The organism is Dyella marensis, from assembly GCF_049532885.1.
Lineage (GTDB): Bacteria > Pseudomonadota > Gammaproteobacteria > Xanthomonadales > Rhodanobacteraceae > Dyella_D > Dyella_D marensis.
Genome location: NZ_CP064029.1, coordinates 1729284 through 1754663, shown reverse-complemented (window position 1 = coordinate 1754663; position 25380 = coordinate 1729284). Strand labels below are relative to the sequence as shown.

Genomic DNA, 25380 nt, shown 5'->3' with positions numbered 1-25380 from the left:
CGGCAGACGATCGTTTTGCGCAAGCGTGCGTTGCGGCTCGATCAACGGTGCGCGTGGATGCATGCGCACTGCGGTGCGGAGCGATGCGCACGTGTGTTCGTCGACGGATGCGGATCGACGATGCAAGCGATGCCTTGCCACTGCATCGGAAAGAGGCCGCGCGCGTGCTTCGCTGCGCCGCAGCACGCCAAGCCGGCTTCGGGGCGAGAAACCCGGATAAAAATACCGGTTCGATATCCGGAACGCGGCGGCCGCGGCGTGGTCGTCGCCTGCCGGCTCAAGAATTCCTCTGAGGGAGCATTCCACCCGGATCGCTAGCTAGACCATGCGCCCGCGCACGGTCCCCGTCACATCCCGTCACACCCCCTTCGCGGCGAAAACACGAAGAATTCAGGGCTAGACCATTCGTCAAAGCAAATTGTAAACTGGCCGGTATAGTCAAGCCCGCTGCCCGTCCGGAGCACCGCATGCGTTGGTCACAGCCGTCGTTCAGCCGCAAGCTGTCCGGCGGCACTAGGCAGGCATGCTGCGCCACGGAAAGCTACGCGCCTGGCAGCCGATCCGGGGATCGGCGAGACCCGCACACCCGATACCTATAAATGGAGTCCCCATGAAGTCCTCGTCACTGCGCACACCCCTGCTGTGCCTTGGCCTGCTGGCGCTGGCCGCCTGCGGAGGCAAGAAGGAACAAGGCCCGCCGCAGATGCCGCCGCCGGAAGTCGGCGTCGTCAAGGCCCAGCCGGTTTCCGCCCCGCTCAACAAGGACCTGGTGGGACGCCTCTCCGCCTTCCGCAGCGCCGACGTCCGCGCCCGCGTGGCCGGCGTGCTGCTCAAGCGCGTCTATGAGGAAGGCACCGACGTCAAGAAGGGCCAGGTGCTGTTCGAGATCGATCCGTCGGTCTACCAGGCCAACTTGAACTCGGCCCAGGCCAACCTCGCCTCGGCCCAGGCCACCTACGCCAATGCCCACAAGGCCGCCGAGCGCGCCCGCCAGCTGCGCCCGCAGGGCTACGTGTCGCAGGCCGACCTCGACAGCGCCGAAGCCAGCGAGCGCAGCTCGTCCGCCGCGGTGAAGCAGGCGCAGGCCTCGGTGGAAAGCGCCCGCATCAGCCTGGGCTTCACCCGCGTCACCGCGCCGATCGACGGCCGCGCCGGCCAGCAGCAGGTCACCGAAGGCGCCATCGTGGGCAACGGCAACGCCGATGCCGGCGCCAGCTCCACCCTGCTCACCACGGTCGACCAGCTCGATCCGCTGTACATCAACTTCACCGTCAGCGCCGCCGACCTCGACCGCCTGCGCCGCGCCCAGAGCGCCGGCCACGTGAGCCTGACCGACCCGACCAAGACCACGGTCGACGTGATCCTGCCCGACGGCAGCAAGTACGAGCACCAGGGCCAGCTCGACTTCTCCGGCGCCACGGTCGACCCGACCACCGGCACGGTCAACCTGCGCGCGCAGCTGGCCAACCAGGACAAGCGCCTGCTGCCCGGCACCTACGTCACCATCAAGGCGAACCTCGGCCAGCAGAACAACGTGTTCCTGGTGCCGCAGCAGGGCGTGGCGCGCGACGTCGCCGGCGCCTACGTGCTGGTGGTGAACCAGGAGGGCAAGGTGCAGCGCAAGGACGTCACCGCCAACGACCTGAGCAACGGCAACTGGATCGTCACCGGCGGCCTCGCCGCGGGCGACCAGGTGATCGTGTCGGGCCTGCAGGCCGTCCAGCAGGGCGCGCCCGCCAAGGCCTCGCCGTGGACGCCGGGCCAGAACGCCGGTCCGCCGAACGGCGCGCCGGGCGGTCAGCCCGCGGCCGGCAAGCACTGACGGGAGTCGACCGACATGCCCAGTTTTTTCATTGACCGCCCGATTTTCGCGTGGGTGGTAGCGATCCTCATCACCATGGTCGGCACGATTGCGATGCTGAACATGGGTATCGAGTCCTACCCCAACATCGCGCCGCCGCAGGTGGTGGTTAACGCCACCTTCCCGGGCGCCAACGCGGACACGGTGGAGAAGAACGTCACCCAGGTGATCGAGCAGCAGCTCACCGGCATCGACCACCTGCTGTACTTCTCCTCTTCCTCGAGCTCCAACGGCTCGGCCTCCATCACCCTCACCTTCGAGACCGGCACCAATGCCGACATCGCCCAGGTGCAGGTGCAGAACAAGGTCTCGCTGGCCCAGCCGCGCCTGCCTACCGCCGTGACCCAGCAGGGCGTGGTGGTGGCGAAGAACAATCCGGACTTCCTGATGTTCGTCTCGTTGGTCTCGACCAACCCGGACATCGACGGCAACCGCCTGGCCGACATCATCGCCTCGCAGGTCGCCGACCAGGTCGGCCGCATTCCCGGCGTCGGCAGCACCCGCGTGATCGGCGCCGAATACGCGGTGCGCATCTGGCTGAACCCGGACAAGCTGCAGGGCTACGGCCTCTCGGCCAGCGCCGTGCGCGACGCCGTGTCCACCCAGAACGTGCAGTTCGCCGCCGGCTCGCTGGGCGCCGACCCGGCGCCGGCCGACCAGGGCTTTACCGCCACGGTGTCGGCGGAGGGCCGGTTCTCCTCGCCCGAGGAGTTCGGCAACATCATCCTGCGCGCCAACAGCGACGGCACCGTGGTGCGCCTGAGCGACGTCGCCCGCGTCTCGTTCGGTCCGCAGTCCTACGGCCTGGCCTCCACCTGGAACGGCCAGCCGGTCGGCGGCCTCGGCGTGCAGCTGCTGCCGGGCGCCAACGCGCTCGACGTGGCCACCGCCGTGCGCGCCAAGATGGACGAGCTGTCCAGGGACTTCCCGCAGGGCGTCACCTGGTTCGCGCCGTACGACACCACGCCGTTCGTGAAGGTGTCGATCAACGAAGTGGTGCACACCCTGGTGGAGGCGATCATCCTCGTCTTCCTGGTGATGCTGATCTTCCTGCAGAACATCCGCGCCACCATCATCCCCACCCTGGTCATCCCGGTGGCGCTGCTGGGCACCTTCATCGGCCTGATCGCGCTGGGCTTCACCATCAACCAGCTGACCTTGTTCGGCATGGTGCTGGCGATCGGCATCGTGGTGGACGACGCGATCGTGGTGATCGAGAACGTCGAACGCATCATGACCGAGGAGCACCTCCCGCCGAAGGAGGCCACCCGCAAGGCCATGGGCCAGATCACCGGCGCGGTGGTGGCGATCACCGTGGTGCTGGCGGCGGTGTTCGTGCCGTCGGCCCTGCAGGCCGGCGCCTCGGGCGTGATCTACAAGCAGTTCGCGCTGACCATCGCGGTGTCGATGGGCTTCTCCGCGTTCCTCGCGCTGTCGTTCACCCCGGCGCTGTGCGCCACCATGCTGAAGCCGACCCACGACCAGAAGAAGAACGTGGTGTACCGCGGCTTCAACAAGATGTTCGACTGGGTCACCCACACCTACAGCGGCCATATCTCCAGCGCCGCGCGGCATGCGCCGCGGTGGATGATCGTGTTCGCGCTGATCACCGCGCTGGCCGGCTTCCTGTACACCAAGCTGCCCACCAGCTTCGTGCCCAGCGAGGACCAGGGCTTCGCGCTGGCCATCGTGAACCTGCCGCCGGGCGCCACCCTCAAGCGCTCCGAGCAGGTGATGGCGGAGATGCGCGAGCGCATCAAGAACAGCCCGCTGAACGACTCGATCGTCGGCATGTACCAGATCAGCGGCTTCAGCTTCGTCGGCCAGAGCGAAAGCGCGGGCATGGCCTTCATCAAGCTCAAGGACTGGAGCGAGCGCAAGATCACCGCGGACGAGCTGATCATGCAGGCCAACGGCGTGCTGCACGGCATCCGCGACGCGCAGATCTTCGTGGTGAACCTGCCGACCATCCGCGGCCTCAGCCAGTTCGGCGGCATCGACATGTACCTGCAGGCGCGTGCCGGCCAGACCCACGGCGAGCTGATGCAGGCCATGGGCATGGTGCTGGGCAAGTCGCAGGGCAACCCTGCCCTGCTCGGCACCCGTCCGAACTCGCTGCCCGACGCTCCGCTGTGGAACCTCAAGGTGGACCGCGTGCAGGCCGAGTCGATGGGCCTGTCGGTCAGCGACGTGTACACCGCGATCCAGCTCACCCTGGCGCCGATCTACGTCAACGACTTCGTCTACGGCGGTCGCGTGAAGCGCGTCTACCTGCAGGCGGACCAGCCGTTCCGCATGGGCCCGGACGCCTTGAACCACGTGTTCACGCCCAGCGCGCTGGCCAGCACCGGTAGCAGCAGCGCCGCGCGTTCGGCCACCAACCCCTACAACATGATCCCGATCTCCAGCGTGGTGCATTCCGACTGGGGCACCGGCTCGCCGGCGCTGACCCGCTACAACGGCTACGCCGCTGTTGAAATCGTGGCCAGCGAAGGCAAGGGGTACTCCACCGGCCAGGCCATGGGCGCGCTGCAGAACATCGTCGACAAGGACCTGCCCAAGGGCTTCGGCGCCGACTGGACCGGCCAGTCCTACCAGGAAATCCTGGCGGGCAACTCGGCCACCCTGCTGCTGGTGCTGTCGATCGTGATCGTGTTCCTCTGCCTCGCGGCGCTGTACGAGAGCTGGTCGATCCCGGTCGCGGTGCTGCTGGTGGTGCCGCTGGGCCTGCTCGGCACGGTGGTGTTCTCCATGCTGCGCAGCCTGCCGAACGACATGTACTTCAAGATCGGCATGATCACGGTGATTGGCCTGGCGGCGAAGAACGCCATCCTGATCGTGGAATTCGCGGTGGAACAGCAGCAGCAGGGCAAGTCGCTGTTCGACGCGGTGGTCACGGCCTCCCGCCTGCGACTGCGCCCGATCCTGATGACCTCGATGGCCTTCATCCTGGGCGTGTTCCCGCTGGCGGTGTCGACCGGCGCGGGCGCCAACTCCCGCCATGCGATCGGCACGGGCGTGATCGGCGGCATGCTGTTCGCCACCTTCCTGGGCCTGCTGCTGATCCCGGTGTTCTACGTGGTGGTGCGCCGCGCCCTGGGCGACAAGCTGGACGAGAGCTCGCACAAGGTGCGCCAGGCGCACGGCGGTGGCGGCGACGCAGCCTCCGGGCACTGATCGCCAGCTACCCTGCAACAAACAGAAGCCCCGGCCATGCCGGGGCTTTTGTTTTATGCATCCGCCGCATCGAAGCCGTTGGTTGGCCAAAGCCCCGGTGGTCAAAGCCCGATGGTCTAAGCTAGTAATCGTAAGTCTCGGACCGGAAGATCTGGTTGAGGATCCAGTAGTCCTCGGTCGTCGGCATGATTTGAAAGAACTCCCAGAAGCGCGTGGGATACTGGTTGATCCGCAGGGTTCCTTTTACAAGGACGCAGATCCCGCCATTCATGCTCGGCTGCGCGTAGGTTTCCTCGACTTCATAAGTCACCGCGGTAATGGACTGCAATTTTCCGATGATGGCGCCAGTCCCCTGGTAGTTCTCTCCTTCAAAGGTGAGCAGGGAACCGTCGTGGTAGAACGGCGCCAACGTATGCGGGTCGGTCTGCAAGCCGTGGTAGTACCGCCGGAAAAAAGCGCTGGCGACCACGTCGGTATCTACGCCGGGGTTCATGACTGCATCCTTTTGCATGCTCTCGGCGCCGAGCTTACGACGCCATCCGGCCGCAGGCATGCCGCGCATCCCATAAAAAAGCCCGGCGGTCACCCGCCGGGCTTGATCGATCCCGCTTGCCGAAAGGCTCAGCGCAGGCCGGTTTCGGCGCGCGCGATCACCAGGCGCTGGATCTCGCTGGTGCCTTCGTAGATCTCGGTGATCTTGGCGTCGCGGAAATAGCGCTCCAGCGGCATTTCCTTCGAATAGCCCATGCCGCCATGGATCTGCACGGCCTGGTGGGCGATCCACATGGCCGCCTCGGAAGCGACCAGCTTGGCCACCGAAGCCTCGGTGCCGAAGCGGCCGCCGTGCTTCTCGGTCTGGCCCTTGGTCCAGGCTGCGCGCAGGGTCAGCAAGGTGGCGGCGTCGAGCTTGCACTTCATGTCGGCGATCTTGGCCTGGGTCATCTGGAACGTGCCGATCGGCTGGCCGAAGGCCTTGCGGTCGCGCGACCACTGCAGGGTGGCCTCGTAGGCGGCGCGGGCGATGCCCACCGCCTGCGAGGCGATGCCGATGCGGCCGGCGTCGAGCACGCCCATGGCGATGGAAAAGCCCTTGCCCTCCTCGCCCAGCAGGTTTTCCTTGGGGCAGACGTAGTCGCTGAATTCGATCTCGCAGGTGGCCGAAGCGCGGATGCCGAGCTTGGGCTCGGTCTTGCCGGCCATGAAGCCCGGCAGCTGGGTGTCGACGATGAAGGCCGACACGCCCTTGGCGCCGATGCCCGGCGTGGTGATGGCGAACAGCACGATGTAGCGCGCCACCGGGCCGGAGGTGATCCAGCTCTTCTTGCCGTTGATCACCCAGTCGCCATTGGCATTCTTCGTCGCGCGCGTGTGCATGGCCGAGGCATCGGAGCCGGACTGCGGCTCGGTCAGCGCATAGGCGCCGATCGCCTCGCCCTGGGCGATGGCGCGCACGTACTTCTGCTTCTGCTCCTCGTTGCCGTGCTTAAGGATGCCGTTGCAGAACAGCGAATTGTTCACCGACATCACGGTGGAGGTGGCCGCGTCGGCCGCGGCGATCTCGATCATCGCCAGCACGTAGGCGACCGGGTCCATGCCGGCGCCGCCGTACTCGTGCGGCACTTCGATGCCCATCAGGCCGAGCTGGCCCATCTCGCGGATGTTCTCCAGCGGGAACTCGCCCTTGGCGTCCAGCTCGGCGGCGACCGGCACGATGCGCTTCTGGGCGAAATCGCGGGCGATGGACTGAATCGAAAGCTGGTCTTCGGTAAAGCTGAAATCCATGGGGGACTCCGGGGAAGGGCAAAGGAAAAAAGCTAGCCCGCTATTTTAGCCGGCGCGGGAAAAAGGCCCCTGTGCGGTGCAGCAGAAGGCCTGCCGCCCCGCCCGCCGGCCCGCGTGGAGGCCGCCCTGGAATTTGTCGCTTGACGCCCTCCCGGTCCCGCCCTAGCCTTTTGCATCTTTCCATCGCGATATAAGGATGCGGCATGGATCTCGCCACCGCTTCCAGCGTTCTGCGCCTGCTGGCCGACCCCACCCGGGTGCGCCTGCTGGCCCTGCTCGAACGTGAAGAACTCACCGTCGCCGAGCTGGCCGCCGTGCTGCGCCTGGCCCAGCCGCGCGTGTCCACCCACCTGGCCAAGCTGAAAGAGGCCGAGCTGGTGCGCGACCGCCGCGCCGGGGTGTCCGCCTATTACCGCGCCAATATGGAAGGCGACGAGCGCCAGCACGACCTGATCCGCTCGCTGCGCGACAGCATCGACGACGCCCTGCTGCGCGAAGACGCCGACCGCCTGCCCACCGTGCTGGCCCAGCGCGCCGGCGAGGCCGGCTGGGCCGACACCGTGGCCGGCGACATGGAGCGCCACTACTCGCCCGGCCGCACCTGGGAAACCCTGGCCCGCTCCCTGCTGCAGCTGCTGGAGACCGGCGACGTGCTGGACATCGCCTCCGGCGACGGCATCACCGCCGAGCTGCTGGCGCCGCATGCGCGCTCGATCGTCTGCGTGGATTCCAGCGACCGCGTGGTCGAAGCCGCCGCCCAGCGCCTGCAGCCCTTCGCCCACGTGGAAGTGCGCCAGGGCGACATGCACGCGCTGGATCTGGGCGAACGCCGCTTCGACCTGGTGCTAATGCTGCACGCCCTCACTTATGCCGAGCGCCCGGCGCAGGCCGTGGCCGAGGCCTCGCGCCTGCTGCGCCCCGGCGGCCGCCTGCTGGCGGTGACCCTGGGCCGGCACGACCACCGCGCCGTGGTGGAGCCGTTCGACCACCGCAACCTGGGTTTTTCCCAGGACGAACTCTCCGGCTTCGCGCGCGGCGCGGGCCTGGAAGACATCAGCTGTACCCGCCTGAGCCGCGAGCGCAAGGCCCCTCATTTCGAGGTGATCAGCCTGCTCGCCCGCAAGCCGTAAGGAGAACATCCGCATGAGCGCCCTGCCCTGGCTCCACCCCGACCGCGTCGCCCTGCTCGAGGCGGCGCTGCGCCAACGCATCCTGATCCTCGACGGCGGCATGGGCACCATGCTGCAGGGCCATCGCCTGGACGAGGAAGGCTTCCGCGGCGAGCGTTTCGTCGAAGGCCGCGACCATGCGCACGAGGCGCATCACGACCATCCCGGCTGCGACCTCAAGGGCAACAACGACCTGCTCACGCTGACCCAGCCGGCGATCATCCGCGGCGTGCACGAGGCTTATCTCGAAGCCGGCGCCGACCTGGTCGAGACCAATACCTTCAACAGCACGCGGATCAGCCAGGCCGACTACCAGCTGGAACACCTGGCGCACGAGCTGAACCTCGAAGGCGCGCGCCTGGCCCGCGCCGCCTGCGATGCCTGGACCGCGAAGACGCCGCACCAGCCGCGCTTCGTGATCGGCGTGCTCGGCCCCACCAGCCGCACCGCCTCGCTGTCGCCGGACGTCAACGACCCGGGCTTCCGCAACGTCACCTTCGAGGAACTGGCCGCCAACTACACCGAGGCCGCGGCCGGCCTGATCGACGGCGGCGCCGACCTGATCATGGTCGAGACCATTTTCGACACGCTCAATGCCAAGGCCGCGCTGTTCGCCATCAGCGAACTGTTCCGCGAACGCGGCGCGCGCCTGCCGGTGATGATCTCCGGCACCATCACCGACCGCTCCGGCCGCACGCTTTCGGGGCAGACGGCCGAGGCGTTCTACTACTCCGTCGCGCATGCGCGCCCGCTCACCGTGGGCCTGAACTGCGCGCTCGGCGCGGCCGACCTGCGCCCGCACGTGCAGACCCTGGCCCAGGTCGCCGACTGCTTCGTCAGCACCCATCCCAATGCCGGCCTGCCGAACGCGTTCGGCGAATACGACGAAACGCCCGAGCAGATGGCCGCGGTGATCGGCGGCTTCGCCCGCGACGGCCTGCTCAACCTGGTCGGCGGCTGCTGCGGCACCACGCCGGCGCATATCAAGGCGATCGCCGAAGCGGTGCGCGACTGCGCGCCGCGCGCCCTCCCTTCCATCGACGCCGCCGAAGCCGCCTGATCCGATGAGCACACGCCATACCCGCCTGTCCGGCCTGGAACCGCTGGTCATCACGCCCGACCTGCTGTTCGTCAACGTCGGCGAACGCACCAACGTCACCGGCTCCGCGCAGTTCCGCAAGCTGATCAAGGAAGACCGCTACGAGGAAGCCGTCGAGGTGGCGCGCCAGCAGGTGGCCAGCGGCGCGCAGATCATCGACGTCAACATGGACGAAGGCCTGATCGATTCGGAAGCGGCGATGACGCGCTTCCTCAACCTGATCGCCGCCGAACCGGACATCGCCCGCGTGCCGGTGATGGTCGACTCGTCCAAATGGAGCGTGCTCGAAGCCGGCCTGCGCTGCCTGCAGGGCAAGGGCATCGTCAATTCCATCTCGATGAAGGAAGGCGAGGAGCTGTTCCTCGAGCACGCGCGCAAGGTGCAGCAGTACGGCGCCGCCGTGGTGGTGATGGCCTTCGACGAACAGGGCCAGGCCGATACCTGCGAACGCAAGGTGGAGATCTGTTCGCGCGCCTATGCGCTGCTCACCGGACAGCTCGACTTCCCGCCCGAAGACATCGTGTTCGACCCGAACATCTTCGCCATCGCCACCGGCATCGAGGAACACAACAACTACGCGGTGGACTTTATCGAAGCCACCCGCGAGCTGAAGCGGCGCTTCCCGCTCAGCCATATTTCCGGCGGCGTCTCCAACGTGTCGTTCTCGTTCCGCGGCAACAACACCGTGCGCGAGGCGATCCATTCGGTGTTCCTGTACCACGCCATCAAGGCCGGCATGGACATGGGCATCGTCAACGCCGGCGCGCTGATGATCTACGACGAGGTGCCGGCCGAGCTGCGCGAGCGCGTCGAGGACGTGGTGCTGAACCGCCGCGCCGACGCCACCGAGCGCCTGCTGGAGATCGCCGACAACTACAAGGCGAAGAAAGGCGAGGTGGTGGTCGAGAACCTGGCCTGGCGCGAGAAGCCCGTGCGCGAGCGCCTCAGCCACGCCCTGGTGCACGGCATCGACGCCTTCGTCGAGGCCGACACCGAAGAGGCGCGCCAGCTCGCCGCGCGCCCGCTGGACGTGATCGAAGGCCCGCTGATGGACGGCATGAACGTGGTCGGCGACCTGTTCGGCGCCGGCAAGATGTTCCTGCCCCAGGTGGTCAAGTCCGCCCGCGTGATGAAGAAGGCAGTGGCCTACCTGCTGCCGTATATCGAGGAAGAAAAGGCCCGCACCGGCGACGTCGGCAAGAACAACGGCACCATCGTGATGGCTACCGTGAAGGGCGACGTGCACGACATCGGCAAGAACATCGTCGGCGTGGTGCTCCGCTGCAACAACTTCGAGGTGATCGACCTGGGCGTGATGGTGCCGGCGCAGAAGATCCTGGACACCGCGCGCGAGCACAAGGCCGACCTGATCGGCCTGTCCGGCCTGATCACGCCCTCGCTGGAGGAAATGAGCCACGTCGCGCGCGAAATGCAGCGGCAGGAATTCAGCATTCCCCTGCTGATCGGCGGCGCCACCACCTCGCGCGCGCATACGGCGCTGAAGATCGACCCGCATTACAAGGCGCCCACCGTATGGGTGAAGGACGCCTCGCGCGCCGTCGGCGTGGCGCAGTCGCTGGTCAGCAAGGACCTGGTCGACGCCTTCATGGCCAAGGTGCGCGCCGACTACGAGGAAGTGCGCGAACGCCACCGCAACCGCGGCCCCGGCAAGAGCCTGGTGCCGCTGGAGAAGGCCCGCGCGCAGCGCTACAGCTGCGACTGGGCCGCGTACGAGCCGCCGCAGCCGCGCCAGCCGGGCGTCACCGTGTTCGACGACTACGACCTGGCGGAACTGCGCAGCTACATCGACTGGACGCCGTTCTTCCAGGCCTGGGAACTGGCCGGCCGCTATCCGGCCATCCTCACCGACGACGTCGTCGGCACCCAGGCCAGCGAACTGTTCCGCGACGCGCAGGCGATGCTCGACCGCATCGTCGCCGAGCGCTGGCTGACCGCGCGCGCGGTAATCGGCTTCTGGCCCGCGGCGCAGGTCGGCGACGACACCGAGGTCTACGCCGAAGACGGCCGCAGGCTCGCCATGCTGCGCCACCTGCGCCAGCAGGCGGACAAGCCGGCGGACCGTCCGGATCTCTGCCTGGGCGACTTCATCGCGCCGAAGGAAGCCGGCAAGCGCGACTGGGTCGGCGGCTTCGCGGTCACCGCGGGCATCGGCATCGAGGCACATATCGCCCGCTTCGAAGCGGACCACGACGACTACTCGTCGATCCTGCTCAAGGCGCTGGCCGACCGCCTGGCCGAGGCTTTCGCCGAACGCATGCACGAGCGGGTGCGCCGCGAGTTCTGGGGCTATGCGCCGGACGAGGCGCTGGATAACGAAGCGCTGATCGACGAAAAATACCGCGGCATCCGCCCCGCCCCCGGCTATCCGGCCTGCCCCGACCACACCGAGAAAAGCACGCTGTTCAAGCTGCTGGACGTGACCGCCAACACCGGCATCGAGCTGACCGAGGGCTACGCGATGTATCCGACGGCGGCGGTGTCCGGCTGGTATTTCTCGCATCCGGACAGCCAGTATTTCGTGGTGGGACGGTTGACCCGCGAGCAGGTCGAGGATTACGCGAAGCGCAAGGGGTGGACTCGCGAGGAGGCGGAGAGGTGGCTGGCGCCGAACTTGGATTACGATCCGGATTGAGGGTGAGGGGCTGGCGCCCCTTTTTGCTCGTCATTCCGGCGTAGGCCGGGGTTCAATTTCTGTCGCCTGGTTTTTTGCGTTACCGCGACTTGGCCGCTTATGCAGCGGGCATTTCGGACGCCTGCCGGCGCCCGAGTTACTTTCTCTTTGCTGGCCCAAAGAGAAAGTAACCAAAGAGAGAATGGCCTTCAGAGCCAAGGCTCGCGACGCGACTAGAAGGAGCAGTGGGCGTCTGCGGTAACCTGATTAACCTGGGTCTACACGAAACCACAGTGCGTTTACGTAACGGCTTCTTCAACGTGCCGTTGCCGAGAGGATGTTCAATGACCGAGGCCAGCTTGTGGGCTTAGCCCTGTTCGTCGCGTAAGCGCACGGCGTAGGTTGGGGTGAGCCGCAGGCGAACCCCAACACCCGCACCTTCACGCGCCTCGCCACGTTGGGGTTCGCCTGCGGCTCACCCCAACCTACGCACGGCAAGATTTGACGTTGCGCTCCGCCCGACCCCTCACCCTGCCCTCTCCCCGGAGGGGAGAGGGGGAAAGCGTGAGGTAGGCAGGGACGAAGAGCCAAAGCTGGCCCCGGTTCTTGAACGTCCTCTCGGCCACGGCACGTTGAAGGACGCGTTACGAAACCGCACTGGTGTTTCGTGTAGACCCAGGTTAATCAGGCTACCGCAGCCGTCCACTGCTCCTTCTAGTCGCGTCGCGAGCAGTTGCTTTTAGGCCATTTCTCTTTGGTTACTTTCTCTTTGGGCCAGCAAAGAGAAAGTAACTCGGGCGCCGGCAGGCGTCCGAAATGCCCGCTGCATAAGCGGCCAGGTCGCGCCAGCGCAAAAACCGAGCGACCCCGCCCCCCGACCTCAGGTCTCCTCCGGCCCCCCAGGCCGCACCGTCTCCGGCCTGTGCTGCCGCAAATGCGCAAACACATTGTAAATCGACACCAGCATCGGAAATGCCGTCTGGATGATGCCGACCGAATCATTCTTGCCCCAGATGAAATAGGCCAGCGTCAACACACTGCCAGCCACCGACAGGTACCAGAACGACATCGGCACCACCACTTTCTTCTGCTTCTTGGTGGCATAGAACTGCACGAACCAGCGCGCGGTGAACAGCAGCGTGCCGAGCAGGCCGATCACTTTCCACGGCGTCAGCGTAATCAGGTGCAGGTTGGCGAGAGCTTCGTGCATGGCGGTCATCCGTACGGGTCAGCCGGGGCATTGTAGGCGCGGGCGCGGTGGCGCCGCGAAAACGCGAAGGCCACCGCGGGGGTGGCCTTCGTGTTTCGATCGGGATGGTGGGCGGTACAAGGATCGAACTTGTGACACCTGCCGTGTGAAGGCAGTGCTCTACCGCTGAGCTAACCGCCCGCCGGAAGCGCGAAACTATACGGGGACTTCACCAGCAGGTCAATGCCCATGACCGAAGATTCTGAGCCCGCCTGCCCTACCCCGCCCGCCGCCGCAGCCGGTATTCGTGGCGCCCCACATAGACCGCCGCCGCCAGCACCATCAGGGCCAGCACGTACCAGGTGATCAGGTAGCTCAGGTGATTGTTGGGAAAGCTGGTGACGGTGAGTCCGCCGCGCGGCCAGGCGTCGGCCTGCGCCGGGTCGGCATCCGCGTCGACGAAGAACGGCGCCACCGCACCCAGCCCTCTCGCCCTGGCGATGGCCTGCACGTCGCGCGCGTACCAGCGTGCATGCGCGGGGTCGTTATGGCGCAGGAACACTTTCGTCTCGGGCGTGCGCAGCAGGCCGGTAACCGTCGTCTCGCCCGCGGGGCCGGGCGCGCAGCGTCCGTCGCGGCCGCAGGCCTCGGCCGGCACGAAGCCGCGGTTGACCAGCACGAGGGAACCGTCGTCCTGGCGCAGCGGCGTCATCACCCAATAGCCGCTGCCCAGCGCGGTGCTGGCCGCGACCAGCACCTGCTGCTCGTAGAGGAACACGCCGGCAAGGCGCACGTGGCGGTATTCGTGGCTGGCCGCCGTGACGGCGGGCCATTCGGACGGCGTGGGCGCGGCGACGGCCGGCGCATGCACGCGCTGCTCCACGCGGGCGATCAGCTCGCGCTTCCAGGCCAGGCGCTGCACCTGCCAGGTGCCCAGGGCGAGGAAGCCGGCAAACGCCGCCAGCGCGCACAGCGCCAGCAGCGACAAGGCGAGCGGCCCGCGCGGGCCGCGCTCGGACGCATCGGCGGCGCCTAGCCTGGCCATGGCAGCGCCGCCGCGACGGGGATCACGGCAGGTTCCGCGGATCCATCAGGGCCGGCATCATGTTGTGATTCAGGTGATACATCACCCAGATCGAACCGCTCAACGTGATCAGCACCAGCACCGCGGTAAAGATCAGGGCCAGCATGTTCCAGCCGCCCTCCGACTTCGCGTTCATGTGCAGGAAGTACACCATGTGCACCACGATCTGCACGGCGGCGAAGCCCAGGATCACGAACGCCGTGGCGCTGGGATCCTTCAGGCCGCCGCTCATCACCAGCGCGAACGGCACCGCGGTCAGCAGCACCGCCAGCACGAAGCCGATCATATAGCCCTTCAGCGAGACGTGGCCGATGCCGTCGTCGTGCTCGTGATGCTCGCCATGGCCATGCTCATCGTGGCCATGTCCGGCATGGACGTCGGTATGCGCGCTCACGGCAGCACTCCCATCAGGTAGACAAAGCTGAAGACGCCGATCCACACCACGTCCAGGAAGTGCCAGAACATCGACAGGCACCACAGGCGGCGCTTGTTCGGCCCGATCAGGCCCTTGCGCTTGACCTGCACCATCAGCGTGATCAGCCAGATGATGCCGCAGCTCACATGCAGGCCGTGCGTGCCGACCAGGGTGAAGAACGAGGACAGGAAGGCGCTGCGCTGCGGGCCGTTGCCCTCGGCGATCAAGTGCCCGAACTCGTACAGCTCGATGCCGATGAAGCCGGCGCCGAGCAGGCCGGTGACGGCCAGCCACACCAGGGTGGGATTCACCCGCTTGCGCTGCATCTCCAGCATGGCGAAGCCATAGGTGATCGACGACAGCAGCAGCAGCGAGGTATTGAGCGCCACCAGCGGCAGCTCGAACACTTCCGCACCGGTGGGACCGCCGGCGTAGCTGCGGCCCAGCACGCCGTACACCGCGAACAGGCAGGCGAAGATGAGGCAGTCGCTCATCAGGTACAGCCAGAAGCCCAGCAGCGTGCCGTTCTCCGGGTGATGCTCGGTTTCCTGGTGGAACCGCAGCGGCGCGGCGGCCGTGTTGTAGGTGTCGTAGGACTTCGCGTCAGACATGGCTGGCCAGCGCCTCGGTGCGCGCCGCTTCCACCCGGGCCACGTCGGCGGCCTGGATGTAGTACTCGCGGTTGTAGTTGAAGGTATGCCCGATCGCCACGGCCAGCAGGGACACGAAGGCCAGCGCGGCGACCAGCCACATCTGCCAGATCATGGCGAAGCCCAGCACCGTGCTGATGCCGGCCAGAATGATGCCGGCGCCGGTGTTCTTCGGCATGTGGATGTCGATGAACCCCGACAGCGGACGCTGCCAGCCCAGCTGCTTCATCTGCCACCAGGCGTCGCCGTCGTGCACTACCGGGGTGAAGGCGAAGTTGTAGGCCGGCGGCGGCGAGGAGGTGGACCACTCCAGCGTGCGGCCGTTCCAGGGGTCGCCGGTGACATCGCGCAGCTTGTCGCGGCGCAGGAAGCTCACCACGAACTGGATCAGCATGGCGCCGATGCCCAGCGCGATCAGCACCGCGCCGAAGGCGGCGATCTGGAACCAGATCTGCAGCGAGGGATCCTCGAAGTGGCTGATGCGGCGGGTCACGCCCATCAGGCCCAGCACGTACAGCGGCATGAAGGCGAAGTAGAAACCCACCACCCACAGCCAGAACGAGCACTTGCCCCAGAACACGTCGAGCTTGAAGCCGAAGGCCTTGGGGAACCAGAAGTTGATCGCCGCGAACGCGCCGAACAGCACGCCGCCGATGATCACGTTATGGAAGTGCGCGATCAGGAACAGGCTGTTGTGCAGCGAGAAGTCCGCCGGCGGCACCGCCAGCAGCACGCCGGTCATGCCGCCGATCACGAAGGTGACCATGAAGGCCACCGTCCACATCATCGGCAGCTCGAAGTGGATGCGGCCGCGGTACATGGTGAACAGCCAGTTGAAGATCTTCGCGCCCGTGGGGATCGAGATGATCATCGTGGTGATGCCGAAGAACGAGTTCACGCTCGCGCCCGAGCCCATGGTGAAGAAGTGGTGCAGCCACACCAGGTAGGCCAGCACCGTGATCACGATGGTGGCGTACACCATCGAGGTGTAGCCGAACAGGCGCTTGCGGGCGAAGGTGGAGACCACCTCGGAGAACACGCCGAACATCGGCAGGATCAGGATGTAGACCTCCGGATGGCCCCAGATCCAGATCAGGTTCACGTACATCATGGCGTTGCCGCCAAGCTCGTTGGTGAACATGTGGGTGCCGAGGTAACGGTCCATCGACAGCAGCGCCAGCACCGCGGTCAGCACCGGGAAGGCGGCGATGATCAGCACGTTGGTGCACAGCGCGGTCCAGGTGAACACCGGCATCTGCATCAGCTTCATGCCCGGCGCGCGCATCTTGATGATGGTCACCAGCAGGTTCACGCCCGACAGCAAGGTGCCGACACCGGCTATCTGCAGGGACCATATGTAGTAGTCCACGCCCACATCCGGACTGGCCAGGATGCCCGACAGCGGCGGATAGGCCAGCCAGCCGGTGCGCGCGAACTCGCCCACGAACAGCGAGGCCATCACCAGCACGGCGCCGGCGGTGGTCATCCAGAAGCTGAAGTTGTTGAGGAAGGGGAAGGCCACGTCGCGCGCGCCGATCTGCAGCGGCACCACGTAGTTCATCAGGCCGGTGACGATCGGCATCGCCACGAAGAAGATCATGATCACGCCGTGGGCGGTGAAGACCTGGTCGTAGTGATGCGGCGGCAGGTAGCCGAGGTTGTCGCCGAAGGAGATCGCCTGCTGCAGGCGCATCATGATGGCGTCGGCGAAGCCGCGCAGCAGCATCACCAGGCCCAGCACCATGTACATGATGCCGATCTTCTTGTGATCGATGCTGGTGAACCATTCGCGCCAGAGATAACCCCACAGGCGGTATTTGGTGATCACCGCGAGCAGCGCCAGGCCGCCGACCAGCACGGCGGCGAAGGTGGCCAGCAGGATCGGCTCGTGGAACGGAATGGCGTCCCAGCTGAGACGGCCGAAGATCAGTTTGGTCAGATCGGGATGGTCAGACATCTTGGACACCCGGGAAGGCGCAATGCGTAAGGCGGACGGGACGGCGCACGATCAGTGCTCCATGTGTTCCATGTGCGACATGTCGTGCTCGCCGGCCGGCTTGCCGGCGCGGGCGGCATCTTTTGCCATGGTCTCGTGCATGCACGGCGTACCCGGTGCGACGCACAGATTGACGATGGCCGGATACAGGTCGGGCGCGACCGTGGCGTAGCGGCGCACGGGTTCGTTCTCGCTGGGCTTTTCCAGCTGCAGATAGCTTTCGCGGGTGAGCGCGCCGCCATCCTTCGCCTTGGCCACCCATTGCTCGAACTCGCCTTCGCTGAGCCCCAGGAACTTGAAGTGCATGCCCGAGAAACCGGCGCCGCTGTAGTTCGCCGAAATGCCCTCGTAGCTGCCCGGCTTGTTGATCACCGCATGCAGCTTGGTCTCCATGCCCGGCATGGCGTAGATCTGGCCGGCCAGCGAGGGGATGAAGAACGAGTTCATCACGGTCGAGGCGGTGATCTTGAACTGGATCGGGCGGTCGACCGGCGCGGCCAGCTCGTTCACCGTGGCGATGCCCTGCTCCGGATAGATGAACAGCCATTTCCAGTCCAGCGCCACCACGTCCACTTCCAGCGGCCTGGCGCCGGCCGGAATTTCGCGGCCGGCGGCGATGCGCTCCAGCGGCCGGAACGGATCGAGCTTGTGCGTGCTCACCCAGGTCAGCGCGCCCAGCGCGATGATGATCAGCAGCGGGGCCGACCAGATCAGCAGCTCCAGCACGGTGGAGTGGTCCCAGTCCGGCTTGTAGGTGGCCTTCTGGTTGGACGCGCGGTAGCGCCAGGCGAAGAACAGCGTGAGGCCGATCACCGGTACGACGATGAGCAGCATCAGCACCAGCGAGATCAGGATGATGTCGCGCTGCTGGACGGCCATGTCGCCGGACGGCGACATGAGCACGGTCTGGCAGCCCGACAGCAACAGGACGGCGGGGAGCAGCAGTCCGCGGAGAGCCTTGGAGGACATGGGCCGGAAGGGGAGCAGAAGCATGGGGAGAGACCCGGAAAGTTAACCTACGCGTGCTGCGCCGCGGAATAGGACACTTTGTCTCATGGCGATTAAACGCCGCCGGTGCGATCCTTACGCGAACCACCCCAGTTCTCAAGTTCAAGCATGGCCATGTCGAGCACTTTTGACCAACACGGATCCCCGGACACGGCCCGCCAGGACGCGCTCCAGGACAGGCCCGCCCCCGGCCACTCCCAGGTCGCCCCCGGCGAGATCGCCGTCGGCGTGGTGATCGGGCGCGCTTCCGAGTACTTCGACTTCTTCGTGTTCGGCATCGCCTCGGTGCTGGTGTTCCCGTCGGTGTTCTTCCCGTTCCGCGACCGCCTGCACGGCCTGCTGCTGTCCTTCGTGGTGTTCGCTCTGGCCTTCGTGGCGCGCCCGTTCGGCACCGCCCTGTTCATGACCATCCAGCGCCGCTGGAGCCGCGGCACCAAGCTCACCGCCGCGCTGTTCCTGCTGGGCAGCGCCACCGTGGGCATGGCCTTCCTGCCCGGCTTCGACACGCTGGGCTGGCGCGCGATCGCCCTGCTCGCCTTCTTCCGCCTGCTGCAGGGCGTCGCCTTCGGCGGCTCCTGGGACGGCCTGCCCTCGCTGCTGGCGCTGAACACGCCGAAGGGCCGCCGCGGCTGGTACGCCATGCTCGGCCAGCTCGGCGCGCCGATCGGCTTCATGCTGGCCAGCGGGCTGTTCCTGTTCCTGCACAGCCAGCTGTCCAGCGAAGACTTCCTCAGCTGGGGCTGGCGCTATCCGTTCTTCGTGGCCTTCGCCATCAACGTGGTGGCGCTGTTCGCGCGCCTGCGCCTGGTGGTGACCGAGGAGTACACCCAGGCGCTGGAAGAAAGCGCGCTGGAACCGATCGGCATCTTCGAGATGCTGCGCAAGCAGGACTACAACATCTTCCTGGGCGCGTTCGCCGCGCTGGCCAGCTATGCGCTGTTCCATCTGGTCACGGTGTTCCCGCTGTCGTGGATCAGCCTGGGCTCGACCCAGTCGGTCAACCAGGTGCTGCTGATCCAGGTGGTCGGCGCCGGTGTCGGCATCCTGGGCACCATCGCCTCGGGCTTCGTGGCCGACCGCATCGGCCGCCGCACCACCCTGGGCACGCTGGCCGCGCTGATCGGCCTGTTCAGCTTCTTCGCGCCCTGGCTGCTCGGCGGCAGCCGCGCCGCGCAGGACGCCTTCATCCTGATCGGCTTCGCCCTGCTCGGCCTGTCCTACGGCCAGTCCGCCGGCACGGTGACCTCGAACTTCCCGATCCGCTTCCGCTACACCGGCGCGGCCCTCACCGCCGACGTGGCCTGGCTGATCGGCGCCGCCTTCGCGCCGCTGGTGGCGCTGGGCCTGTCCAGCAAGTTCGGCCTGGGCGCGGTCACGGTGTACCTGCTGTCCGGCGCGATCTGCACGCTGGGCGCACTGCGCCTGAACCGGGCGCTCGAAGCGCGCGACTGAGCATCGGCGTGCATGCCATAAAAAAGGCCCGGCAGCGCCGGGCTTTTTTATTTCAGGGTTTCCAGAGGAACCGCGCCGGCAACGCGACCCGGCTGTCCTGGTTCACCTGGATCTCCTTGGCGCGATGCGTGCGCACGAAACCCTGCCGCTTGAGCAGGCGCTGCATGCCGCGCGAGAAGTCGGTGCAGAAGCATTCCACGCCGCCGGCCGGCGCGCGGCGCAGCGCATAGTCCACCAGCAGGCGGCCGATGCCGGCGCGGCGCGCGGATTCCGCCACCACCAGGTATTCGAGCAGCACGGCGGGTGCGCCGTCGTCGAGGCTCACGTCCTTCAGCAGCATCGCGCCCAGGACCTGCCCCGCCTTGCGCGCGACCACGAAGCGGATGCCTGCCTTGCCGCGGCGCCAAGGCAGGCGCCTGGCCAGGATGGCCCTGGCGCAGTCCAGCCCGTGCTTGCGCATCACATAGGGCATCGATGCATAGGCACCGGCGAAATGCCCCTGGCGCGCGCCTTCGACGATTTCGCCGACGAAGAAGAAAATATCCCAAGGCTCACCGGGTGCCAGCACGACACGGTCGTCCACCACCAGTCCGGCGTTATTGAGCAGCATCGATGTCCCCTTGAGCAAAACGTTCTGACCGGACTGCCGGGTATCCCGTCCCCTTCGCCTTGCGGCGCGGCAGTCCCTGCCAGGATACGCCCGCAGAGATGCGTTCCGGTGCCTAGGCTAGCGATTTCCGGACGCAATGAGTTGCGCCGTGCGGACCTGGGTTCCTTGCGTCTTGCGCGCGTGTGATGCAGAACGCAAAAAAAGACCCGCCGTTGACGGGTCTCCGGTGGCGGACTTCGGCCATGCGGTCTATGTCATATGGCCGATGGCTTCGAACGCTGCAGGCTGAGCAGCAGCAGTCCCGCCGCCAGCACCGCATAAGCCCCGGCGAATTGCCACACCAGCGCGCGCGCACCGGCATCGAGCAGCCAGGGCAGGTACACGCCGCCCGCCGGATCCACCGAATGGATCAAGCCGAACAAGGCCAGGCCGGCGCCGAGCAGCAGGATCAGTGCCGCGCGCCCGCTCTTGCCGTCGATCATCGCCACCACGAAGCTGGCCCACACCATCGAGGTGATGATGAAGCCGTTGCCCAGGATGGTGATCACCGCCAGCTCCGCGATGCCGTGCCCCTGCTGGTTGAACAGTTCGCCGAAACGCTGCGGCGAGACGTAAGTCGGGTCGCTCAGCTTGATCGTCACCATCCGCGCGATCGCCGGAAAGAAACTGAACACCACCGCGGCCGCATAGCGCATCGGCGTGGCTTCGAACGCCTGCACGGTGATGCCGATCGCCACGAACACCAGGATCGGCGCCAGCACCGACAGCGGCACCAGCTCCACCAGGTTGGACAGATAGCCGAACACGCCGCCCAGCCCGATCACGATGCCGGTCAGCAGCGTATAGCCGCTGCGCGCGCCCATCGCCTTGTACGAAGGCTGGCCGATGTACGGCGTGGTCTGCGCCACGCCGCCGCAGAAACCGGCGACCAGGGTGGCCAGCGCTTCCACCAGCAGGATGTCGCGGGTGCGGTATTCGTCGCCGGCCGCGCGCGCGCTTTCGGTGACGTTGATGCCGCCCACCACCATCAGCAGGCCGAACGGCAGGATCAGCGGCAGGTACGGCACGGTGTAGGCGATGCCGTCCAGCCACTTCAGCGTCGGCAGCGGCAGCGCGAAGCGCCAGGTCCATCCGGCCGGCGCGTGATAGCCGCTGCCCAGCCAGCCCAGCGGCCCCAGCACGTAGTACAGCGCCGCGCCGATCGCCACCGCCGCCAGCACGCCCGGCACGCCGAACGGCAGGCGCCCTTTCGCCACCAGCGCGTACAGCACCACGCCAAGGCCGGCGAAACCGACCAGCGGCACTTTCATGATTTCCACCAGCGGCAGGAAGCCCATCAGCACCAGGGCGATGCCGGCGATCGAGCCGAGCAGCCCCGCGCGCGGCACATGCCGCTGCACCGCGCCGCCGAAGAACGACAGCACGAACTTCAGCACGCCCATCACCACCAGCGAGGCCATGCCCAGTTCCCAGGTGGCCTGCGCGGCAGCCGCTTCGTCCATGCCGCCCTGCTTGAAATGCACGAAGGCCGGGCCGAGCACCAGCAGGGCCATGCCGATGCTGGTCGGCGCGTCCAGGCCCAGCGGCATCGCGGTCACGTCGTCGCGGCCCACCCGCGCGGCCAGCCGGCGCGCCATGGCGGTATAGGCGAGATTGCCCAGCAGCACGCCCAGCGCGGTGCCGGGAAACATGCGCAGGAACACGATGTCGGCGGGGAACCCGAAGATGCCGATCAGCGCGGTGGCGAGGAAGGCCATGATGGACAGGTTGTCCACCACCAGGCCGAGGAAACCATTGAGGTCGCCGGGCGTCAGCCAGCGGCGTGTCGCGGTATTGTTCAAAGTGATGTCCTGATGCGCTGATTAGAACGACACATCCGCCGGCTGCGTCACCCGCAGCACCGACTGATCACCCGTGCGCTGCTTCCACGCCGCGCGGATCGCCTCAACCTTGGCGCGGTTCTCGGCCGTGTCCGGATAATCGATCACCAGCTGCTTGGAGCGCAGCCGCTCGGGCGTGCTCTGCTGCTTGCCCTGCCACTGGCCGTAGACGTCGATCACGCTCAGCCCGTCGGGAAAGCGCGGCGTCACTTCGCGATCGAGGAACTCGCGCCAGGCCTGCTCGCTCACGCCGTTGCCCGGCTGGTCCGCCAGCCCCAGGCCGAAATACAGCCGCGTCTCCACCCAGCCCTGAGTCGCAGCCGGATGCGCATGGTCGCCCTGCAGGGTCGCACCGGCGGTGGCCTGCGGTTGCGTGGCGCAACCCGCCACCAGGCCAAAAGCCAGCACCGCCGCCAGCGCACGCTGAAATTGCATAGGGATTCCCTGTCGTCGTTTGGACGTCCAGACGGATAAACCGTCGTACGCCCGGAAAGTTTCGTGACGAAGTATTGACATGAACCTTGCGCAATGCAACAAATGCCGGACGGCGCGGGAGCAACGCGCCCTTCCCTATCTTCGCGAACCTCGCCGTGACCATCACGACCGCCGGACAACGCCGCTTGCCGCGTACCGCCCGAATGCGGCGATGTTGCTGTCGCTGATTTTTTTCGCGACGCGCTGATCCAGCGCCTTCCAGACAAGACCTTCGACGCCGCACCCCCATGCGGCGCGCCCCGCTGCTGCCCGCTGCAAGGAATCCGCATGTCCATCGTTTCCCGCACGTATCGCCGTACCTGCCTGTCCACCGCGCTGCTGCTCGCCGCGTCCGCCGTCCACGCGCAGGCCCAGCAGGCCGACAACGCCGCGCCGCGCACGCTGGACCAGGTCGTGGTCACCGGCGTGCGCGCCAGCAGCCGCACCGCACTGGAATCGCCGGTACCCGTGGACGTGCTACTGCGCGCCGCCGGCGCGGTCAACGGCGAACTGGGCCAGGCGCTGGCCAACCTGCTGCCTTCGTTCAATTTCCCGCGCCAGTCCAATTCCGGCGGCTCGGACCACGTGCGCGCCGCGCAGCTGCGCGGACTGTCGCCCGACCAGGTGCTGGTGCTGGTCAACGGCAAGCGCTTCCACACCTCGGCCCTGGTCAACAGCGATACCAAGATCGGGCGCGGCACCACGCCGGTGGATTTCAACGCCATCCCGATCAGCGCGATCAAGCGGGTGGAAGTGCTGCGCGACGGCGCCGGCGCGCAATACGGTTCGGACGCCATCGCAGGCGTGGTCAACATCATCCTGGACGACGCGCCCGAAGGCGGCGAAGTCACCGGCAGCTACGGCGCCAACCACACCCGCTTCAGCCCCGCCGACCGCACCATCACCGACGGCAACAGCAGCTACGGCGCCGCCAAGTTCGGCACGCGGCTGGCCGGCACCGGCTTCTTCCGCGCCGGCATCGAGGCCGGCCACCACGACGCCACCAACCGCGCGGGCCTCGACACCGTGCCGGACTGGCTGGCCGATCCCACGCCCGCCAACCTGGCGCTGCGCGGGCGGCGCAACTATGCGGCGGGCGATCCGAAGTCGGAGAACTACAGCGGCTGGCTCAACAGCGAACTGCCGCTGGGCGACAACGCCCGGCTGTACTGGTTCGGCACCTACACCCAGCGCCACACCATCGGCGACAACTATTTCCGCTATCCGGACAGCAGCGCGAATGTGACCTCGATCTACCCCGACGGCTACCGCCCCGAATCGGTCGGCAGCAACCGCGACGTGCAGACCGCCGCCGGCGTCCGCGGCACGCTGGCCGACTGGCATCTCGACGGCAGCCTCAACTGGGGCAGCAATGCCTTCGACTACGACCTGCGCGATTCGCTCAACGCCTCGCTCGGTCCCGCCAGCCCCACCTCGTTCCATATCGGCAGTTACCGCTTCAATCAGGGCAGCGCCAACCTGGACGCCAACCGCGAGTTCGCCGCCGGCAGCCGCTACGTCACCGTGTCGCTGGGCGGCGAATACCGCCACGAGCAGTTCCGCACCCTGCCCGGCGATCCGGCCTCGTACGCGGTCGGCCCCTATCTTGACGCACCGGTCGGAGCACAGGCCGGCGGCGGCCTGCAGCCGCAGGATGCGGCGCGGCTGTCGCGCAACGTCGGCGCGGCTTACGCGGAAGTATCCAGCGACATCACCGACCATTTCTTTGCCGACGCCGCCGCGCGCTACGAGCACTACAGCGACTTCGGCGGCAACTGGAGCGGCAAGCTCAGCGCGCGCTGGGAATTCGCCCCGGGCTTCGCGCTGCGCGGCGCCGCCTCCAACAACTTCCGCGCCCCCTCGCTCAGCCAGATCGGTTTCGAGTCCACCACCAGCGGCTACGGCGCCGACGGCAAGCTGGTCACCGGCCGCATCCTGTCGGTGAACAACCCGCTCGCGCGCGGCCTGGGTGCGCAGGCGCTGAAGCCGGAGAAGTCGCGCAACTTCAGCCTCGGGCTGACCGGCCAGCTCGGCGAGCACTTCGACTTCAGCCTCGACGCGTACCAGATCAGCATCGACGACCGCGTCACCCTGTCCGAAACCATCGACAGCGCCGGCCTGGAGGACTACATCCTGCAGCACTTCGGCGTCCCCGGCGTGCAAAGCGTGGCCTTCTTCACCAATGCGGTGGACACCCGCACGCGCGGCGCCGAGCTGGTCGGCAACTACCGCACGCCCTGGGCCGGCGGCCGGCTGCTGCTCACCCTCGCCTACAGCCGCAACCACACCGACATCCGCGGCGTGCGCGCCACGCCGCCGGAACTGGCGGCGACCGGCGCCGGCAACGTGCTGTTCGGCGACGAGGAGCGCAACACCCTCACCGACGCCGCGCCACGCCAGCGCGGTTCGTTCAGCGCCAACTGGAGCAACCGGCGCTGGTCCCTGCTCGGCCGCATCACGCGGCAGGGTTCGACGGTGCGCGTGTTCGACTTCGGCGGCGGCTTCGAACCGCGCCAGGTCTATGCCGCGCGCTGGCAGCTGGATGCCGAAGCGGAACTGCACGTGACCGGGCGCTTCAGCCTGGCGCTGGGCGGCTACAACCTCACCAACCAATACCCCACGCGCTCCAACAGCGACATCAATTACGCCGGCAATTTTCCTTACGACGTGATCTCGCCGATCGGCGTCAACGGCGCGTATTGGTATGGGCGTGCGCGCTACACGTTCTGATCATGAATGCCGTCGCGCGCATGCACCGTACACGCGCAACGGCATCCGCAACCGCCACTGTCGCCCACCGCTTGCGCAACTAAAGTAGTTGACACCGACCACGTACGTTGGCGCACAATGCACCACCCGCGCTCGAATACGCGTGGGCCCACTGCCAAGCTTCACCCGCAAC

General features: G+C 66.9%; 19 protein-coding genes and 1 tRNA gene. 8 read left to right on the top strand and 12 right to left on the bottom strand.

Going from position 1 to position 25380, the window contains the following annotated elements:
- Positions 1 to 610: 610 nt before the first annotated feature.
- Together ISN75_RS07645 and ISN75_RS07640 are read left to right on the top strand one after the other, a co-directional pair.
- The gene (locus tag ISN75_RS07645) at positions 611 to 1822 is read left to right on the top strand and encodes an efflux RND transporter periplasmic adaptor subunit (protein ID WP_343818970.1); all 1212 of its coding nucleotides are present in this window, start codon (positions 611 to 613) and stop codon (positions 1820 to 1822) included.
- 15 nt (positions 1823 to 1837) lie between these two features.
- Complete coding sequence (locus ISN75_RS07640) at positions 1838 to 5038, top strand: efflux RND transporter permease subunit (RefSeq protein ID WP_167255622.1); 3201 nt, start codon at positions 1838 to 1840, stop codon at positions 5036 to 5038.
- Positions 5039 to 5159: 121 nt separating this feature from the next.
- Here ISN75_RS07640 and ISN75_RS07635 read toward each other — a convergent pair whose 3' ends face one another.
- A complete protein-coding gene (locus ISN75_RS07635; RefSeq protein WP_343818968.1) occupies positions 5160 to 5624 on the bottom strand; it encodes a nuclear transport factor 2 family protein in 465 nt (154 codons plus the stop codon).
- A gap of 35 nt (positions 5625 to 5659) precedes the next feature.
- A complete protein-coding gene (locus ISN75_RS07630) occupies positions 5660 to 6820 on the bottom strand; it encodes an acyl-CoA dehydrogenase family protein (protein WP_167255626.1) in 1161 nt (386 codons plus the stop codon).
- 203 nt (positions 6821 to 7023) lie between these two features.
- On the opposite strand from ISN75_RS07630, the gene ISN75_RS07625 reads away from it, so the two are divergent.
- Genes ISN75_RS07625 through metH form a run of 3 tightly spaced genes read left to right on the top strand, consistent with a single transcriptional unit; the run spans position 7024 to position 11741 of the window.
- Positions 7024 to 7950 carry an ArsR/SmtB family transcription factor gene (locus ISN75_RS07625; RefSeq protein ID WP_167255628.1) on the top strand — a complete coding sequence of 309 codons (927 nt, stop codon included), beginning with the start codon at positions 7024 to 7026 and terminating at the stop codon, positions 7948 to 7950.
- A gap of 13 nt (positions 7951 to 7963) precedes the next feature.
- The gene (locus ISN75_RS07620) at positions 7964 to 9049 is read left to right on the top strand and encodes a homocysteine S-methyltransferase family protein (RefSeq protein WP_168647689.1); all 1086 of its coding nucleotides are present in this window, start codon (positions 7964 to 7966) and stop codon (positions 9047 to 9049) included.
- Between the two features lie 4 nt (positions 9050 to 9053).
- Positions 9054 to 11741 (top strand): methionine synthase, encoded by a 2688-nt coding sequence (gene metH, locus ISN75_RS07615; protein WP_208399752.1) that lies wholly within the window; start codon positions 9054 to 9056, stop codon positions 11739 to 11741.
- An 859-nt stretch (positions 11742 to 12600) separates the two neighbouring features.
- On the opposite strand, the gene ISN75_RS07610 is transcribed toward metH, so the two are convergent.
- The 7 genes from ISN75_RS07610 to cyoA all read right to left on the bottom strand — a co-directional run bounded on the left by ISN75_RS07610 (position 12601) and on the right by cyoA (position 18047).
- On the bottom strand, positions 12601 to 12930 hold the full coding sequence (locus ISN75_RS07610) for a lipid-A-disaccharide synthase N-terminal domain-containing protein (RefSeq protein WP_167255630.1): 330 nt from the start codon (positions 12928 to 12930) through the stop codon (positions 12601 to 12603).
- A 105-nt stretch (positions 12931 to 13035) separates the two neighbouring features.
- A tRNA-Val gene (locus ISN75_RS07605) sits at positions 13036 to 13110 on the bottom strand.
- 76 nt (positions 13111 to 13186) lie between these two features.
- Complete coding sequence (locus ISN75_RS07600; protein WP_343818965.1) at positions 13187 to 13954, bottom strand: SURF1 family protein; 768 nt, start codon at positions 13952 to 13954, stop codon at positions 13187 to 13189.
- 22 nt (positions 13955 to 13976) lie between these two features.
- Positions 13977 to 14387: a cytochrome o ubiquinol oxidase subunit IV gene (cyoD, locus tag ISN75_RS07595; RefSeq protein ID WP_167255634.1), complete on the bottom strand. Its 411-nt coding sequence runs from the start codon at positions 14385 to 14387 to the stop codon at positions 13977 to 13979.
- Positions 14384 to 15019, bottom strand: a complete 636-nt coding sequence (cyoC, locus tag ISN75_RS07590; protein WP_167255636.1) for a cytochrome o ubiquinol oxidase subunit III — start codon at positions 15017 to 15019, stop codon at positions 14384 to 14386. The genes cyoD and cyoC overlap by 4 nt, the downstream gene beginning before the upstream one ends.
- On the bottom strand, positions 15012 to 16985 hold the full coding sequence (cyoB, locus tag ISN75_RS07585; RefSeq protein ID WP_343203600.1) for a cytochrome o ubiquinol oxidase subunit I: 1974 nt from the start codon (positions 16983 to 16985) through the stop codon (positions 15012 to 15014). The genes cyoC and cyoB overlap by 8 nt, the downstream gene beginning before the upstream one ends.
- Positions 16986 to 17066: 81 nt before the next feature.
- Entirely contained in the window at positions 17067 to 18047 is a 981-nt protein-coding gene (cyoA, locus tag ISN75_RS07580) for a ubiquinol oxidase subunit II (RefSeq protein WP_343818963.1), read from the bottom strand.
- Between the two features lie 129 nt (positions 18048 to 18176).
- On the opposite strand from cyoA, the gene ISN75_RS07575 reads away from it, so the two are divergent.
- Entirely contained in the window at positions 18177 to 19514 is a 1338-nt protein-coding gene (locus ISN75_RS07575; protein ID WP_343818961.1) for an MFS transporter, read from the top strand.
- A gap of 52 nt (positions 19515 to 19566) precedes the next feature.
- On the opposite strand, the gene ISN75_RS07570 is transcribed toward ISN75_RS07575, so the two are convergent.
- The 3 genes from ISN75_RS07570 to ISN75_RS07560 all read right to left on the bottom strand — a co-directional run bounded on the left by ISN75_RS07570 (position 19567) and on the right by ISN75_RS07560 (position 22439).
- Positions 19567 to 20124 (bottom strand): GNAT family N-acetyltransferase, encoded by a 558-nt coding sequence (locus ISN75_RS07570; protein ID WP_167255642.1) that lies wholly within the window; start codon positions 20122 to 20124, stop codon positions 19567 to 19569.
- Positions 20125 to 20378: 254 nt separating this feature from the next.
- On the bottom strand, positions 20379 to 21965 hold the full coding sequence (locus tag ISN75_RS07565; RefSeq protein ID WP_168648614.1) for a hypothetical protein: 1587 nt from the start codon (positions 21963 to 21965) through the stop codon (positions 20379 to 20381).
- Positions 21966 to 21986: 21 nt separating this feature from the next.
- Positions 21987 to 22439: a DUF3574 domain-containing protein gene (locus ISN75_RS07560; RefSeq protein WP_167255646.1), complete on the bottom strand. Its 453-nt coding sequence runs from the start codon at positions 22437 to 22439 to the stop codon at positions 21987 to 21989.
- A 79-nt stretch (positions 22440 to 22518) separates the two neighbouring features.
- On the opposite strand from ISN75_RS07560, the gene ISN75_RS07555 reads away from it, so the two are divergent.
- Both ISN75_RS07555 and ISN75_RS07550 read left to right on the top strand, forming a co-directional pair.
- Positions 22519 to 22686, top strand: a complete 168-nt coding sequence (locus ISN75_RS07555; RefSeq protein WP_168648613.1) for a hypothetical protein — start codon at positions 22519 to 22521, stop codon at positions 22684 to 22686.
- 80 nt (positions 22687 to 22766) lie between these two features.
- Positions 22767 to 25208, top strand: coding sequence for a TonB-dependent receptor (locus tag ISN75_RS07550; protein ID WP_343818959.1), 2442 nt, complete (start codon positions 22767 to 22769; stop codon positions 25206 to 25208).
- Positions 25209 to 25380: the final 172 nt, after the last annotated feature.

Excerpts from the sequence above, each read along its gene's own strand:
- ISN75_RS07645 (WP_343818970.1), top strand. The coding sequence starts at position 611 with ATGAAGTCCTCGTCACTGCGCACACCCCTGCTGTGCCTTGGCCTGCTG.
- ISN75_RS07640 (WP_167255622.1), top strand. The coding sequence starts at position 1,838 with ATGCCCAGTTTTTTCATTGACCGCCCGATTTTCGCGTGGGTGGTAGCG.
- ISN75_RS07630 (WP_167255626.1), bottom strand. The coding sequence starts at position 6,820 with ATGGATTTCAGCTTTACCGAAGACCAGCTTTCGATTCAGTCCATCGCC.
- ISN75_RS07625 (WP_167255628.1), top strand. The coding sequence starts at position 7,024 with ATGGATCTCGCCACCGCTTCCAGCGTTCTGCGCCTGCTGGCCGACCCC.
- ISN75_RS07620 (WP_168647689.1), top strand. The coding sequence starts at position 7,964 with ATGAGCGCCCTGCCCTGGCTCCACCCCGACCGCGTCGCCCTGCTCGAG.
- metH (WP_208399752.1), top strand. The coding sequence starts at position 9,054 with ATGAGCACACGCCATACCCGCCTGTCCGGCCTGGAACCGCTGGTCATC.
- ISN75_RS07610 (WP_167255630.1), bottom strand. The coding sequence starts at position 12,930 with ATGCACGAAGCTCTCGCCAACCTGCACCTGATTACGCTGACGCCGTGG.
- ISN75_RS07600 (WP_343818965.1), bottom strand. The coding sequence starts at position 13,954 with ATGGCCAGGCTAGGCGCCGCCGATGCGTCCGAGCGCGGCCCGCGCGGG.
- cyoC (WP_167255636.1), bottom strand. The coding sequence starts at position 15,019 with ATGTCTGACGCGAAGTCCTACGACACCTACAACACGGCCGCCGCGCCG.
- cyoA (WP_343818963.1), bottom strand. The coding sequence starts at position 18,047 with ATGCTTCTGCTCCCCTTCCGGCCCATGTCCTCCAAGGCTCTCCGCGGA.
- ISN75_RS07575 (WP_343818961.1), top strand. The coding sequence starts at position 18,177 with ATGTCGAGCACTTTTGACCAACACGGATCCCCGGACACGGCCCGCCAG.
- ISN75_RS07570 (WP_167255642.1), bottom strand. The coding sequence starts at position 20,124 with ATGCTGCTCAATAACGCCGGACTGGTGGTGGACGACCGTGTCGTGCTG.
- ISN75_RS07560 (WP_167255646.1), bottom strand. The coding sequence starts at position 22,439 with ATGCAATTTCAGCGTGCGCTGGCGGCGGTGCTGGCTTTTGGCCTGGTG.
- ISN75_RS07555 (WP_168648613.1), top strand. The coding sequence starts at position 22,519 with ATGAACCTTGCGCAATGCAACAAATGCCGGACGGCGCGGGAGCAACGC.
- ISN75_RS07550 (WP_343818959.1), top strand. The coding sequence starts at position 22,767 with ATGTCCATCGTTTCCCGCACGTATCGCCGTACCTGCCTGTCCACCGCG.